The sequence below is a fragment of the Mesorhizobium yinganensis genome (assembly GCF_040081985.1).
Taxonomy (GTDB): Bacteria; Pseudomonadota; Alphaproteobacteria; order Rhizobiales; family Rhizobiaceae; genus Kumtagia; species Kumtagia yinganensis.
In genome coordinates, this window is record NZ_JBEBMH010000018.1 from 78,391 (window position 1) to 91,502 (window position 13,112).

The following is a 13,112-nucleotide window of genomic DNA, read 5'->3' on the forward strand; positions in this document are numbered from 1 at the left end:
CTGCTGTCCGCGAGGACGGCCGCATGTTGGCCGGCCCCTGCCCCCCTAGATATACCTCTGCATGAAGCGCACGCCGGCCTTGTCGGCATATTTCCTCACCAGTTCGGCGCTCTGGAGGATTCTTCCATCCTTCGAGGAAGCCGACAGTTTGACCTTGTGCTCCTCCGCCGCCGCCCGCAGCCCGAACAGGCAGTTGGAATACTCCATCTGTGCGACCAGGCGGGGCCTGGAGATCGGGTGGGAGCCTTTGTGAAGGGTACTCGTGTCGACCAGGAAAACCGTTCCGGCCGGCCCGGTTATCTTGACTTCGCGCGACAGCAGGCCCGCCTTGTCGAGCTCCTTGTCGCTGTAACGGCGGGCTTCCCAGAAACCGCCTGGCCGCTTGCGATGGGTGGCCGGAATAAGAGTGTGCGGCCCGGACTCCATGTCGACATCCGTCAGATAGATGAAGAGTTTTACGAAGGAGAGCCGATCCATATCGTGGTGATAAAGTTGCGCGATCTTGGAATAATCGGCACGGCTGGCGAGTTTCACCGTCGAATTGAGAAAAGCCACCGGCACATCGAAGATCGGCGGAACACCGAGATAGGAATGGGCGATCGACGTGAAGATCGGATCGCTGGCGAGAAGATACATTTCCTCGAACGTCATCAGCCAGGCCGATTTCGACTTGAGCTGCGGCGGCGCGCCCTCGTCGGCCCGCATGGCGGCTGCAAAACCGTCGCCGTACTGTTTTTCCAGACCGGCCGAGAGCTTCGCCTTCAGCCGTTCGATGACATCGGGCGGTGCCAGGAACGGCGCCTTCCAATAGGCATTCTTCTGGAGCGCGGCGACCGCGTCTTTGACAAGGCTGTCGGCATCCGGAACCTGGAAGATGGTCTGGGAGAGATCATAGCTGCGCGACGGCACATGCTTGCGGAGCAGGCCCCCGATCAAGGCATTGCTGCGGCCGCGCGTGACCGAAAAGCCGGTCCGCATTTGCACATACATGTCGTAAGTCGAGTTCCGGTTCTTGACGAAGGTTTGAAAATCTCCGGCGATATCGCGCAGAATCGACGTATTGGGGCGCTCCCGGTTCAAAAGCTGCCGAAGAATCCAGGTTGGCCGAACGGATTTCGCGGTTTCGGAAAATTCCTTCGCCACGGCGGCTTCCGCAAGAAAGGCATTGTCCCGTTCCGCAATCAAGGCACGATCGTCTTGAGCCATTCCGCAACCTTTGTCGATATTCCCGTCCTGGCATCCCCGAATGTTCCATCCGCATGATGGATATCCGATGACACGACAGCCATTCCGCCGCTCTGTATTGCAATTCCAGCAATGTCGATAGGGAAAGAACAATACGCTGGAGAAAAGGCACCGTATCGTTGTTTGGTCGGAGTGGCGGGATTCGAACCCACGACCCCTTGACCCCCAGTCAAGTGCGCTACCGGGCTGCGCTACACTCCGGACCGCGCAAAGCCCTATAGTCTCACGGGTTCGGGCGCAAGCCCGAAAAGTGCCGACGATATGGAAAGGAAACATAACGGCACGGCAGAGGCATCGGTGGAAACAGGAGCACCCGGGGAGATACCCACGATTTTGTCCCCCAACCCCCACGTTCCGTGCAAGACTACGGCTCTGGTGCCACGGGAACCCGGCGCCCATCTTCGCCGTTCCGAGGCCAGCAAAGGAGAGAGCGCTTATGACGCAGGTGATCTATCGCGTGGTGGAGCATGACGGGGGCTGGGCCTACAAGGTCGGCGATGTTTTCTCGGAGACGTTTCCCACGCACGCGGATGCGCTGGCCGCTGCTCGCATCGCCGCTTCCGAGCAGCAGCTCGGCGGCAAGACCGAAGGCATCGAGTTTCAGGATGCCGAGGGTAAATGGCATGAGGAAGTCGCCAGCGGCGGAGACCGGCCCAGCACCGATGTAGAGGACGAAGGCAGATAGCCGGCGGTTTCGTCAGCCTGGCTCTCGGATGGACGGCCGCCAATGTGTAGCGACGTTACCGCACCTGATCGAGCAGGCGCTTGCATTCAAGCAGGTCGAACAGAGCTTCCTGAAGAAGCGCGCGGTTGTCGCGCGACAATTTTCCGGAATCGGAGGACACCGGCCCCTCCTCTTCCGCCTTGCCCAGGCCGAAGAAACGCCGGCTGGGTTTCGCCTTCGGCTCTCCAACCAGGAGTTCGTCTTCGCCGCGCGGCTGAGCGGCTGGCGTGAGCGGGATCAATGCCGCCTGCTTGCGCTGGGCAATCGCCTCGATCGCCGCCATGTCGCCATTGCCGACCGAAACGAGGAACTGGTTGCCGTTCTCGCGCAGCAGCTTCTGGACGCCCTTGATGGTGTAGCCCTGATCGTAGAGCATATGCCTTATGCCCTTGATCAGGTCGACGTCCTGCGGCCGATAGTAACGCCGACCGCCGCCGCGCTTCATCGGTTTGATCTGGTTGAAACGTGTCTCCCAGAACCGCAGCACATGCTGCGGGAGGTCGAGATCCTCGGCCACCTCGGAGATCGTGCGGAATGCGTCGGCGCTCTTTTCCATGGTCACCATCCGGTCTGCCGCGGGAACGGCCTTCCGGAGCGCATCGGCGGCGTCCGGCTGGCCGAACCGATTCGCGATTCATTTCAGTCCTTTGTGGACGGGATTTCAAGACCCGCAGGAATCGCGCAGCCAGCCTTCAACCGGCATTGGGCCGACGGACTACTTTCCGGCCTTGGACTTCAACTGATGGGACCGCAGGATGCGGTTCTTCAAGACGTTCGACGCCTTGAAGGTCATGACGCGCCGGGGAAGGATCGGAACCTCCTCGCCGGTCTTGGGATTGCGGCCGATGCGCTCGTTCTTGCCCCGCACATGGAACGTCGCGAACGACGATAGCTTCACCGTCTCGCCGCGCACGATCGCCTCGCAAATCTCGTCCAGCACGGTCTCCACCAGCTCGGCGGACTCCGTGCGGGACAGCCCTACCTTCCGGTAGACGGCCTCAGACAGATCGGCGCGCGTAAGTGTCTTTCCCGCCATGACTTTCCGGCCTCCTCCATCCGCCATCTTCGGAGCCGGTGGACGTTAGGAAATTGCCTAGATGAGGTCAAGAACCGAACCGGCCGGTTCGCGCAAATGAATCAAACCGGTTTAATCATTTGCGGGCCTTTCGGTACTGAATCCGGATTCAAGCGCCGACGCGATCCGCGCGGTCGCACCCGCCGGCCCCGCGTCGCCACTCGACCGAATGGAAAGCTACCAGCGGACCAGCACGGCGCCCCAGGTGAAGCCGCCGCCCATCGCCTCCAGCATCACCAGATCGCCCTTGCGGATACGGCCGTCCTTGACGGCGACGTCGAGCGCGAGCGGCACGGAGGCGGCTGAGGTGTTGCCGTGCAGGTCGACCGTGGTGACGACCTTCTCCTCGGCGATGCCGAGCTTCTTCGCCGACGCGTCGATGATGCGCTTGTTGGCCTGGTGCGGCACGAACCAGGTCAGGTCGTCCGCGGTGATGCCGGCCTGCGCGAACGTCGCCTCGATCACGTCGGTAATCATGCCGGCGGCATGCTTGAAGACCTCCCTGCCCTCCATACGCAGATGGCCCACCGTTCCCGTCGTCGACGGGCCGCCATCGACGTAGAGCTTGTCCTTGTGGGTGCCGTCGGAGCGCAGGCTTGCCGCCAGCACGCCGCGGTCGGCGACGCTGCCCTCGCCTTCATGGGCTTCCAGCACCAGCGCGCCGGCGCCGTCGCCGAACAGCACGCAGGTCGAGCGGTCGTTCCAGTCGAGGATGCGGGAAAAGGTTTCGGCGCCGATCACCAGAGCGCGCTTCGCCAGTCCGTTGCGGATATGGCCGTCGGCGGTGGCGACCGCGTAGACGAAGCCGCTGCACACAGCCTGCAGATCGAAGGCGAAGCCATGGCGCATGCCGAGGCGATGCTGGACCTCCACCGCCGTCGCCGGAAAGGTATTGTTCGGGGTCGACGTGGCGAGCACGATCAGGTCGATGTCGTCCGGCGTCAAGCCGCCGTCGGCAAGGGCGGCGCGCGCCGCCGCCTCGCCCAGCGAGGCCGTCGTCTCGTCGGCGGCGGCGATATGACGCTGTCGAATACCCGTGCGCTGCACGATCCATTCATCGGACGTGTCGAGCGTCGCAGCGAATTCGCTGTTCTTCATGATACGGCGCGGGAGTGCGGAACCGACCCCGCGCACGACGGATCTGATCATATGGTGTCCTGTTACCTGGTCTCTTCCGGTGCAGGCACCGGCGCACGGGGCGCCGACTGCGGATGCCGCGCATGGAAGAGATCGAGATCCGCCTCGATCCGGTCGAGCAGCCGATTGCGGATCATGTCGTATGCCAGTTCGATCGCCGAAGCAAAACCCTCGTCGTCTGCGCCGCCGTGGCTCTTCACGACGATGCCGTTGAGACCGAGGAACACGCCGCCATTGGCCTTGCGCACGTCCATCTTTTCGCGCAGCCGGTCGAACGCGCCCTTGGCGAAGAAATAGCCGATCTTCGCCATCAGCGTCCGGCTCATGGCCGCGCGCAGATAACCTGAGATCTGCCGGGCGGTTCCTTCCGCTGTCTTCAGCGCGATGTTGCCTGAGAAGCCCTCGGTGACCACGACATCGACAGTGCCCTTGCCGATGTCGTCGCCCTCGACGAAACCGTGATACTGCATCGACGCGAGGTTGGCATCGCGCAGCAGCCGGCCTGCCTCCTTGACCTCTTCCTGGCCCTTGATCTCCTCGACGCCGACATTGAGCAGCCCGACGCTCGGACGCTCGATGCCGAATACGGCGCGCGCCATCGCCGCGCCGAGAATGCCGAAATCGATCAGCTGGTGCGAATCGGCGCCGATGGTCGCACCGACATCGAGCACGACGCTCTCGCCGCGCAAGGTCGGCCAGATCGCAGCGATGGCCGGCCGCTCGATGGTCGCCATGGTGCGCAGGCAGAATTTCGACATGGCCATCAGAGCGCCGGTGTTGCCGGCCGAAACGCAGGCATCCGAATCGCCGCTCTTCACCGCCTCGATCGCCCGCCACATGGATGACTTCCAGCGGCCGTGGCGCAGTGCCTGGCTGGGCTTGTCGTCCATGCGAACGGCGACATCGCAATGAATAAACTGGGTGACGGCGGCGAGCGCCGGAAAATTATCGAGTTCGGGACGCACCACGTCCGTGCGGCCATAGACCAGGAAATTCACGTCGGGCCGCCGCTTGGCGACCTTCGCGAGGGCCGGAATGACCACCGATGGCCCGTGGTCGCCGCCCATGGCATCGATGGAAATCCTGATCACGCGGCGTTCATCTCGCTTTCGTGGCACATCGCCCGGCAATTCATCGGGCCGGATGCCGTGGGAAAATAGCGGTTTTGCGCCGTCATACAACGGAATTCGGGAACGGCAATCCGCGAATTCAGGAATCAGGAAAGAGTTTCCTGAGCTTTTTCTGCAACTCGCCCTCCTCCAGCCCGCGCTCGGCATCGGGTTCCGGCAATGCGGCGGGGAGGCCTTGTTTGCGCGGATAGGGGTCGATGCCGAGGCCGAAAAACTCCTCGGCAAGCGCGCCGACATCGATGCGGTCACCGGAAAAGGTCTCGGGACTGTCCGGGCCATCCACGTCGATGAGGATTTCACCGCCGAGGCCGAACGATTCGCGGCCGAGCTTCGAATCCTCGGGCAGGAACACGGCCGACACCTCCTCATCGACCTTGCCGTCAACCGGGTCGAGCGTCACCACACAGGACTGGACGATATCGGCCTCCACACGGCCCCTGACCTGGACGCCGTTGCGCTTCCACGATGTGACGACAAGATCGGCGCGAAGCCGTTCCACCGAAACCAGTCCGTGGATTTTTGCGAGCGCCTCGCGCTGCGCCGCTGTCGCCTCGATCACCACCGGCATGCCTCTCTTGGGCAGGCGCGCGACATTGACCTCGAAGCTGATCGGGCTCTTTTCGACCGGATGTTTCATGGGATCAACGGATAGCGGTGGCCAGAGGGCTGGGGAATTCAAGCGTTCCGGCGCATATGGACCGCACGTCCTGGCTGGCAAGCAGATCGTGCACGGCAAACGCGTAGTCGGCCAGATCGGCCGCATGGGTCCATCCGACTGCATCCGGCCGTATGTTGCGAGCCAGCGCCGCGGCCAGTTCTCCACGGTTGCCGGCATCGAGCGCCGCCTCGTAGGAAGCGGTCCGGCCGTAGAACATGCGGGCGAGTTTTTTCATCCGCTTCGGCACGCCCATATCGCCGATGCCGAGTTCGCGCAGCGAATGCTCCACCTCGGTGAAGAAGTCATCGATCAGTTCCTGCGCGATCTCGCGCGCCACGCCGGTCTCGCCGCGCAAGCGGTGCTGGAACAGGAACATATGCAGGGCGATCATCTCGAATCGGCCGAGCGGTGTATCGGGCACATCCCATTCGGAAAAAAATGTCTCGCGCCGCGCCGCCGCCACGATTTTCTCATAGAGCGCGCTGACGATCTGGCGGTTGCGGGCGCGTTCGCCACCGAACAGCCGTTGGAACATGTTCACTACTCCCCGGCACGCGCTTTGGCGGCTGGTATTGTTTGCATCGTCGCCCAAGCTGGTTTACCGCATCTGCGGGGCCGCGCAAGGCGCAGCCGGGAGGTGCGGCCAGGATGGAGTTGTCGTTGACGCGGATGGAATTCAAGAGGGGGCCGACATTGCGCCATATCGGAATTGCAGGCCTGCTTGGTGCCACCGCGGTTCTCTCGGCCTGCAACACGAAATCGACCCTGGGCAATCTTTCTCCCGGCGAGACCCTGACGCAGGGCTACGTCATCGACCAACAGCAGATCGATTCGGTTCCTGTCGGCTCCAGCCGCGAACAGGTGCTGCTGGCACTCGGCAGCCCGTCGACGACGGCTACCTTCGACAACGAGGTCTTCTATTATATCTCGCAGAAGCGTTACCGGGCGGCAGCCTTCGCCAAGCCGAAGCTGATCGAGCAGCGTATCCTCGCGGTGTATTTCGGCGACGACGGCCGCGTCACGAACATAGCCAACTACGGCATGCAGGACGGCAAGGTTTTCGACTTCATCTCGCGCACCACGCCGACCGCCGGCAAGGACCAGAACTTCATCGGTCAGATCCTGGCGGGCGCAACGGGCATGCCACAATCGCTGCCCGGCCAGAACCCGGCGGGTCCATAAGCCGCCTCGTAAGCATCTGACCGCCGGAAACGGCGCTCAGCGAACTCTGCAAATCAAAAGACCCGCGGGATCGCTCCCGCGGGTCTTTTGATTCTAGCTTTTGATTCTAGCTTTGACAGCCGCCGGGATCAGCCGTGCGCGAGCACGGCCAACAGCAGCAGCGCCACAATGTTGGTGATCTTGATCGCCGGGTTCACGGCCGGGCCGGCAGTATCCTTGTAGGGATCGCCAACGGTGTCGCCGGTCACCGATGCCTTGTGCGCGTCCGAGCCCTTGAGGTGTCTCGTCCCGTCCTTGTCTACGAAACCGTCCTCGAACGACTTCTTGGCGTTGTCCCAGGCGCCGCCACCGGAGGTCATGGAGATCGCCACGAACAGGCCGTTGACGATGACGCCGAGCAGCGAAGCGCCGAGTGCCGCAAAGGCCGAAGCCTTGGAGCCGGAGATCAGCAGCACGCCGAAATAGACGACGAGCGGCGCCAGCACCGGCAGCAGCGACGGGATGATCATTTCCTTGATCGCCGCCTTGGTCAGCAGGTCGACGGCGCGGGCGTAGTTGGGTTTCGAGGTGCCCTTCATGATGCCCGGGTCCTCGCGGAACTGCCTGCGCACTTCTTCCACGATCGAACCCGCCGCGCGGCCGACGGCCGTCATGGCGATACCGCCGAACAGGTAGGGGATCAGGCCACCGAAGATCAGGCCCGCGACAACGTAGGGGTTCGACAGGTCGAAGGAGACCGCACCGATATCCTTGAAGTACGGGTAGAGCGTCGAGCCCGCCTCGTTCGCTTTGGCGGCGAAGAACTGCAGGTCGTAACTGTAGGCCGCGAACAGCACCAGCGCGCCGAGACCGGCCGAGCCGATCGCGTAGCCCTTGGTGACCGCCTTGGTGGTGTTGCCGACCGCGTCGAGCGCGTCGGTGGACTGGCGCACTTCCTTGGGCAGGCCGGACATTTCGGCGATGCCGCCGGCATTGTCGGTGACCGGGCCGAAGGCGTCGAGCGCGACGATCATGCCGGCAAGGCCGAGCATGGTGGTCACCGCGATCGCCGTGCCGAACAGGCCGGCGAGTTGGAAGGTGGCGATGATGCCGCCGACGATGACGATGGCCGGCAGCGCCGTCGATTCCAGCGAGACCGCGAGGCCCTGGATGACGTTGGTGCCGTGGCCGGTGACCGACGCCTGGGCGATCGAGACCACCGGGCGCTTGCCGGTGCCGGTGTAGTATTCGGTGATCACCACGATGAGGGCCGTCACCACGAGGCCGATCAGGCCGCAGGTGAACAGGTTGGCGCCGGTGATCGTCATGCCGTTGGCGGTGCCGATATCGCCCCAGCCGACGGTGAGCGAGGTCGCAGCACCCAGGCCGACGATCGACAGCAGGCCGGTGACGATCAGTCCCTTGTAGAGCGCGCCCATGATCGAGCCGTTGGCGCCGAGTTTTACGAAGAAGGTGCCGACGATCGAGGTGATGATGCAGGCGCCGCAGATTGCCAGCGGATAGAGCATGACCGCGCCGAGATTGGCGGCCGCGCCGAAGAAGATCGCGCCGAGCACCATGGTGGCGACGACGGTGACCGCATAGGTCTCGAACAGGTCGGCCGCCATGCCGGCGCAGTCGCCGACATTGTCGCCAACGTTGTCGGCAATGGTCGCCGGATTGCGCGGATCATCTTCCGGGATACCGGCTTCCACCTTGCCGACGAGATCGCCGCCGACGTCCGCGCCCTTGGTGAAGATGCCGCCGCCGAGGCGGGCGAAGATCGAGATCAGCGAGGCGCCGAAGCCGAGGGCCACCAGTGAGTCGATGACGACACGGTCGGCCGGCGCGTAGCCCAGCGGGCCAATAAGGATGAAATAATAGACGGAGACGCCGAGCAGAGCGAGGCCGGCCACCAGCATGCCGGTGATGGCGCCCGACTTGAAGGCGATGTCGAGGCCGGCTGCGAGGCTGTTGGACGCCGCCTGGGCGGTGCGCACGTTGGCGCGGACCGAGACGTGCATGCCGATGAAACCGGCGGCGCCCGAAAGCACCGCGCCGATCAGGAAGCCGATCGCCGCGGTTCCCGACAGGAGCCACCATGCAAGCAGGAAGACCACAACGCCGACGATCGCGATCGTCGTATACTGGCGGGCGAGATAGGCCTGCGCACCCTCGCGGATGGCGCCGGCGATTTCCTGCATGCGAGCATTTCCCTGGTCGGACGCAAGCACCGACTGCGTCGCCCAGAAGGCGTAAAGCACGGAAAGCAAGCCACAGGCGATGACGACGTAAAGCATAGTCATTGCCAATTTTTCCCTGATGGATGGTCCGAAAGAACCCCTCCCCGGACCGTTGCGACGGGACCGGCAGCCGAGCAGGCAAATCCGATCCTCCACAGCGGCTTATGCGAAAGTAAGCCGCTATCGTCAAGGTTTTGTTCGGTTTTTGCCCGGTTTTCGCCCAAAAGATTGCCAATGCGCGGTTGGCTTCAGGCAAGTTCTTCAAGTTAGATCGATTGAAATCCGAGGGAGAAAGGCTGCCTCAGTCACGCTCCAGGTCACGGTCGGGCTGGACGACATAGATCAGCACCGCAAGCATCGTCATGTAGAACCGGAACGCGGACTCCTGCCCGTTCCAGGTGCTGGACTGCCACATGGCGAACCATTCTCCGCCGATCACCATGAAGCCGAAAAACCAGACGAGAAAACCCATGGTGACTGCGATCACGGCAAATTTCTTGGCTCTGTCGAAGTCGCGCCCGCTGGCATGACGCGCCCGCCACAGTTCAAGCGCGGCGAGCAGAAACAAGGAACAGGTCAGCGCCTCACCGGCGATGATCAGCCAGTAGCCGGCCGTCCACAGAGCTGGGTTGGTGATCGACCGGTACGTCAAGACGTTGCCGGGGAAAATGGTGTCCATGGAAAGCACATGCTGGACGAAGGCGAAATTCGAACCGTAATCCGTGACGTTGCCGAAGACGACGAGGAAACAGAAAGCTGCGAGGCAGAGCAGCATGACGATCTTCGACAGACGCAAGGTCACGATGACGACTCCTGGTCAAGGCTCGGAGCGATCAATCGCCGAGTCCCGCGTCAAGCGCAACCTTCAGACATGGTAGGAATCGGTGCCAGCTATCGTTCCGTGCGTCGGAACTCTTGTGCATGCCCACCAAACATCGCTCGGCGAAATCAACGCGGCCACACCGCCGCGATCTCGTCCACATGCGCCGGGGCATAGTCCCAAGCCTCGACCGTTACATTGATGCGATTTCGGAGCGGGACAGTACCAACCTTTTCAGGCCGGTGCGTGTGGGCATGAAGGTGCCTCGCACCCCGGAAGTAGCCGTTCCACTCCTCGATCGGATAGTGAAACAGGACGAAACGTCCCGCCGGCGTCTCCACCTCAAGATATTTTTCGGACGAAGCCCAGCGTTTCTGCTTGCGGGTCAAGGTATGGTCGTGGTTGCCGTGAACGAGATGTATCTGACCATTGAGGCGGTCGAGCACCTCGTCATGACGCCTCTGGTTCTTGAGGAAGCCGAAATCGCCGAGATGAAAGACGGTGTCCTTCGGCCCGACCTTGGCGTTCCAGCGTTCGATCATTGCCTCGTTCATCTCTTCGACGGAGGCGAACGGGCGGCGTGCCATGCGGATGATGCCGGCGTGATCGAAATGCGTGCAACCCGTGAAGAACATGTCTCCGAAGTTCCGGCGGACGAAGCCTTTTCAGATCGCCCGGATATGCCCGTGCCGCGTCCTCAGCACCAGCAGCGCCACGAAGCACACCATCGTCACCGGGAAGATAATCCAGTTCAGCATCTCCCAGCCCCAGGCATTGTAGACCGCGCCGGACATCAGCGAGGCGAATGCGACCGAGCCGAACAGCACGAAGTCATGCAGGCCCTGCACCTTACCCTTCTCCGAAGGACGGTAGGTTGCGGCAACCATGGCGGTGGCGCCGATGAAGCCGAAATTCCAACCGAGGCCGAGCAGGATCAGCGCCGACCAGAACTGCCAAAGCGCTATGCCCGACAGTGCGACGACGCCACAAAGCATCAGCAGCATCAGGCCGAACGCCATGATGCGTTCGACGCCGAAGCGGTGGATCAGCCGGCCGGTGAAGAAACTCGGTCCGAACATCGCCATCACGTGCCAGGAGATGCCGAGCGTGGCGTCGTCCGGCGAAAAACCGCAGCCCACCATCGCCAGCGGCGCGCCGGTCATGACAAAACTCATGAGCGCATAGGCGCCGACGGCGCAACCCAATCCGACGATGAAACGCGGCTGACTGACAATCTTCCCCAGTGGGCGCGCGGCGGCATGGTCCGCACCGTGGGTCGAGGCCGCATGCGGTCGGACGCGCAGGAAGGAAAGGATAAGCGCACCGACCGCCGCCAGAACGAGAATGGACGCGAAGGAGCCAGCAAACATGACCGGCGCCAACAATTCACGGGTATGGATGACGATCTGCGGCCCCAGGATGGCGGTGATGATGCCGCCCGCGAGAACGAAGGAGATAGCGCGTGCCTTGAATTCCGGCGGCGCATTGTCCGCCGCCGCGAATCGGAACTGCTGCACGAAGGCCCCGCCGAGGCCGATGATCAGCAGGCCGAAGGCGAACAGCCAGAAGGCGCTCTGGTACAGCGCGAAGGTCGCGACGAGGCCGCCCAGCGCCGTGATGGACGTCCCGAGCTGAAAGCCGTTCTTCTGGCCGAAAGCCTTGATGATGGCCGCTGCCGGCAAGGCGCCCAGCGCGACGCCGACATTGAAGCCGGTGACCGGGGCAGTCGCGAGCGATTTGTCGGCGCCGAGGAGGTAAAAGCCCGCCAGCCCCCCGAGCGAGATGGCGATGGGCGCGGCCGAGCCGACGATCGCCTGCGAGGAAGCCAGGATGATCGCCGTGCGGCGTGCTTCCCGCTCGGCGACGGCGTCTGTCACGGCGCATCCCTCCCGCGGCCCTCGCCACGCACCCGGCGGGCGACGCGGTCGAGCACCGCATTGACCAGCTTGGGTTCCTCGTCCTCGTAGAACGCCTTGGCGATATCGACATATTCAGAGACGATAACGGCGACCGGCACGTCCTTGCGTTCCATCAACTCGAACACGCCGGCGCGCAGGATGGCCCGCAACGTCGAATCGAGCCGCGACAGCGGCCAGTCCTCCGTCAGCGCCTGCCGGATGACCGGATCGATGTTCTTCTGGCTTTCGACGACACCCGACAGGATCGCCCGGAACCATTGGGCGTCGGCCTCACGGTAGGTGGCACCGTCGACTTCCTTGCCGAGCCTAAAGGCCTCGTACTCGGCCGTTATCTCCAGCAGGCCGGCGCCAGCGACATCCATCTGATAAAGCGCCTGCACAGCGGCGAGCCGCGCCGCCCCGCGCTTGTTTGCCTGCCGGGCGGGAGGAACGTCGCGTTCTGTCGGGTTGGACACGGTTCAGCGGGCTCCGAGCCGTTCGCGCAGCGCGATCATGGTCAGCGCCGCGCGGGCGGCGAAACCGCCCTTGTCGCCCTCGCTGCGGCGAGCGCGAATCCAGGCCTGTTCCTCGTTCTCGGTGGTCAGGATGCCATTGCCGATGGCCAGCGATTCGTCGACGGAGAGGTCCATCAGGGCACGCGAGGATTCGTTGGCGACGACGTCGAAGTGATAGGTATCGCCGCGAATGATTACGCCCAGCGCGACATAGCCGTCATAGGCCGTCCCGCCCTCGTCTGCGCCGTCGAGCGCGAAGGACACGATTGCCGGAATCTCGAGCGCGCCGGGCACCGTCACGACGTCATAGGTCGCGCCGGCCTCATCAAGGGCAGCCTTCGCCCCGTCGAGCAGCGCATCAGCGAGCGCATCGTGAAAACGCGCCTCTATGATCAGAAGGTGTGCTTTCTCCGGTTGGATGAAAGCCTTGCCGTGTTCAGAAATACCAGCCATGTCGGTCTCCAAGTCGCGGCTGACTTAGGCCGAACGGCAGTCCGCCGCAAGCA

The 13,112-nt window shown here is 63.2% G+C and carries 15 protein-coding genes and 1 tRNA gene; 2 read left to right on the top strand and 14 right to left on the bottom strand.

Annotated features, from left to right (window positions below; genetic code table 11):
* Nucleotides 1–45: 45 nt before the first annotated feature.
* Together ABMA59_RS25765 and ABMA59_RS25770 are read right to left on the bottom strand one after the other, a co-directional pair.
* A complete protein-coding gene (locus ABMA59_RS25765; RefSeq protein ID WP_349008244.1) occupies nucleotides 46–1,206 on the bottom strand; it encodes a phytanoyl-CoA dioxygenase family protein in 1,161 nt (386 codons plus the stop codon).
* A 163-nt stretch (nucleotides 1,207–1,369) separates the two neighbouring features.
* Nucleotides 1,370–1,446, bottom strand: a tRNA-Pro gene (locus ABMA59_RS25770).
* A 235-nt stretch (nucleotides 1,447–1,681) separates the two neighbouring features.
* Here ABMA59_RS25770 and ABMA59_RS25775 point away from each other — a divergent pair.
* Nucleotides 1,682–1,930, top strand: a complete 249-nt coding sequence (locus tag ABMA59_RS25775; RefSeq protein WP_349008245.1) for a DUF2188 domain-containing protein — start codon at nucleotides 1,682–1,684, stop codon at nucleotides 1,928–1,930.
* A gap of 55 nt (nucleotides 1,931–1,985) precedes the next feature.
* Here the strand turns inward: ABMA59_RS25775 and ABMA59_RS25780 are convergent, their stop codons facing one another.
* The 6 genes from ABMA59_RS25780 to ABMA59_RS25805 form a co-directional block, all read right to left on the bottom strand.
* The gene (locus ABMA59_RS25780) at nucleotides 1,986–2,525 is read right to left on the bottom strand and encodes a MerR family transcriptional regulator (RefSeq protein WP_349008246.1); all 540 of its coding nucleotides are present in this window, start codon (nucleotides 2,523–2,525) and stop codon (nucleotides 1,986–1,988) included.
* 159 nt (nucleotides 2,526–2,684) lie between these two features.
* Nucleotides 2,685–3,005: an integration host factor subunit alpha gene (locus tag ABMA59_RS25785; protein ID WP_349008247.1), complete on the bottom strand. Its 321-nt coding sequence runs from the start codon at nucleotides 3,003–3,005 to the stop codon at nucleotides 2,685–2,687.
* A 216-nt stretch (nucleotides 3,006–3,221) separates the two neighbouring features.
* Nucleotides 3,222–4,193 carry a beta-ketoacyl-ACP synthase III gene (locus tag ABMA59_RS25790; RefSeq protein ID WP_349008248.1) on the bottom strand — a complete coding sequence of 324 codons (972 nt, stop codon included), beginning with the start codon at nucleotides 4,191–4,193 and terminating at the stop codon, nucleotides 3,222–3,224.
* An 11-nt stretch (nucleotides 4,194–4,204) separates the two neighbouring features.
* Entirely contained in the window at nucleotides 4,205–5,272 is a 1,068-nt protein-coding gene (gene plsX / locus ABMA59_RS25795; RefSeq protein WP_349008249.1) for a phosphate acyltransferase PlsX, read from the bottom strand.
* A 118-nt stretch (nucleotides 5,273–5,390) separates the two neighbouring features.
* Nucleotides 5,391–5,948 (bottom strand): YceD family protein, encoded by a 558-nt coding sequence (locus ABMA59_RS25800; protein WP_349008250.1) that lies wholly within the window; start codon nucleotides 5,946–5,948, stop codon nucleotides 5,391–5,393.
* Between the two features lie 4 nt (nucleotides 5,949–5,952).
* Nucleotides 5,953–6,504 carry a ubiquinol-cytochrome C chaperone family protein gene (locus tag ABMA59_RS25805; protein ID WP_349008251.1) on the bottom strand — a complete coding sequence of 184 codons (552 nt, stop codon included), beginning with the start codon at nucleotides 6,502–6,504 and terminating at the stop codon, nucleotides 5,953–5,955.
* Nucleotides 6,505–6,638: 134 nt separating this feature from the next.
* Between ABMA59_RS25805 and ABMA59_RS25810 the strand changes: the two genes are divergently transcribed.
* Entirely contained in the window at nucleotides 6,639–7,151 is a 513-nt protein-coding gene (locus ABMA59_RS25810; protein WP_349008252.1) for an outer membrane protein assembly factor BamE, read from the top strand.
* A 128-nt stretch (nucleotides 7,152–7,279) separates the two neighbouring features.
* On the opposite strand, the gene ABMA59_RS25815 is transcribed toward ABMA59_RS25810, so the two are convergent.
* From ABMA59_RS25815 to ribH, 6 genes are all read right to left on the bottom strand, one after another.
* Entirely contained in the window at nucleotides 7,280–9,436 is a 2,157-nt protein-coding gene (locus ABMA59_RS25815) for a sodium-translocating pyrophosphatase (protein ID WP_349008253.1), read from the bottom strand.
* Nucleotides 9,437–9,674: 238 nt separating this feature from the next.
* The gene (locus tag ABMA59_RS25820; protein WP_349008254.1) at nucleotides 9,675–10,175 is read right to left on the bottom strand and encodes a DUF2165 family protein; all 501 of its coding nucleotides are present in this window, start codon (nucleotides 10,173–10,175) and stop codon (nucleotides 9,675–9,677) included.
* A 146-nt stretch (nucleotides 10,176–10,321) separates the two neighbouring features.
* Complete coding sequence (locus ABMA59_RS25825; protein ID WP_349008255.1) at nucleotides 10,322–10,828, bottom strand: metallophosphoesterase family protein; 507 nt, start codon at nucleotides 10,826–10,828, stop codon at nucleotides 10,322–10,324.
* 30 nt (nucleotides 10,829–10,858) lie between these two features.
* Nucleotides 10,859–12,070: an MFS transporter gene (locus ABMA59_RS25830; RefSeq protein WP_349008256.1), complete on the bottom strand. Its 1,212-nt coding sequence runs from the start codon at nucleotides 12,068–12,070 to the stop codon at nucleotides 10,859–10,861.
* Nucleotides 12,067–12,567, bottom strand: coding sequence for a transcription antitermination factor NusB (gene nusB, locus ABMA59_RS25835; RefSeq protein ID WP_349008257.1), 501 nt, complete (start codon nucleotides 12,565–12,567; stop codon nucleotides 12,067–12,069). The genes ABMA59_RS25830 and nusB overlap by 4 nt, the downstream gene beginning before the upstream one ends.
* Nucleotides 12,568–12,570: 3 nt before the next feature.
* Nucleotides 12,571–13,059, bottom strand: a complete 489-nt coding sequence (gene ribH / locus ABMA59_RS25840; RefSeq protein WP_349008258.1) for a 6,7-dimethyl-8-ribityllumazine synthase — start codon at nucleotides 13,057–13,059, stop codon at nucleotides 12,571–12,573.
* Nucleotides 13,060–13,112: the final 53 nt, after the last annotated feature.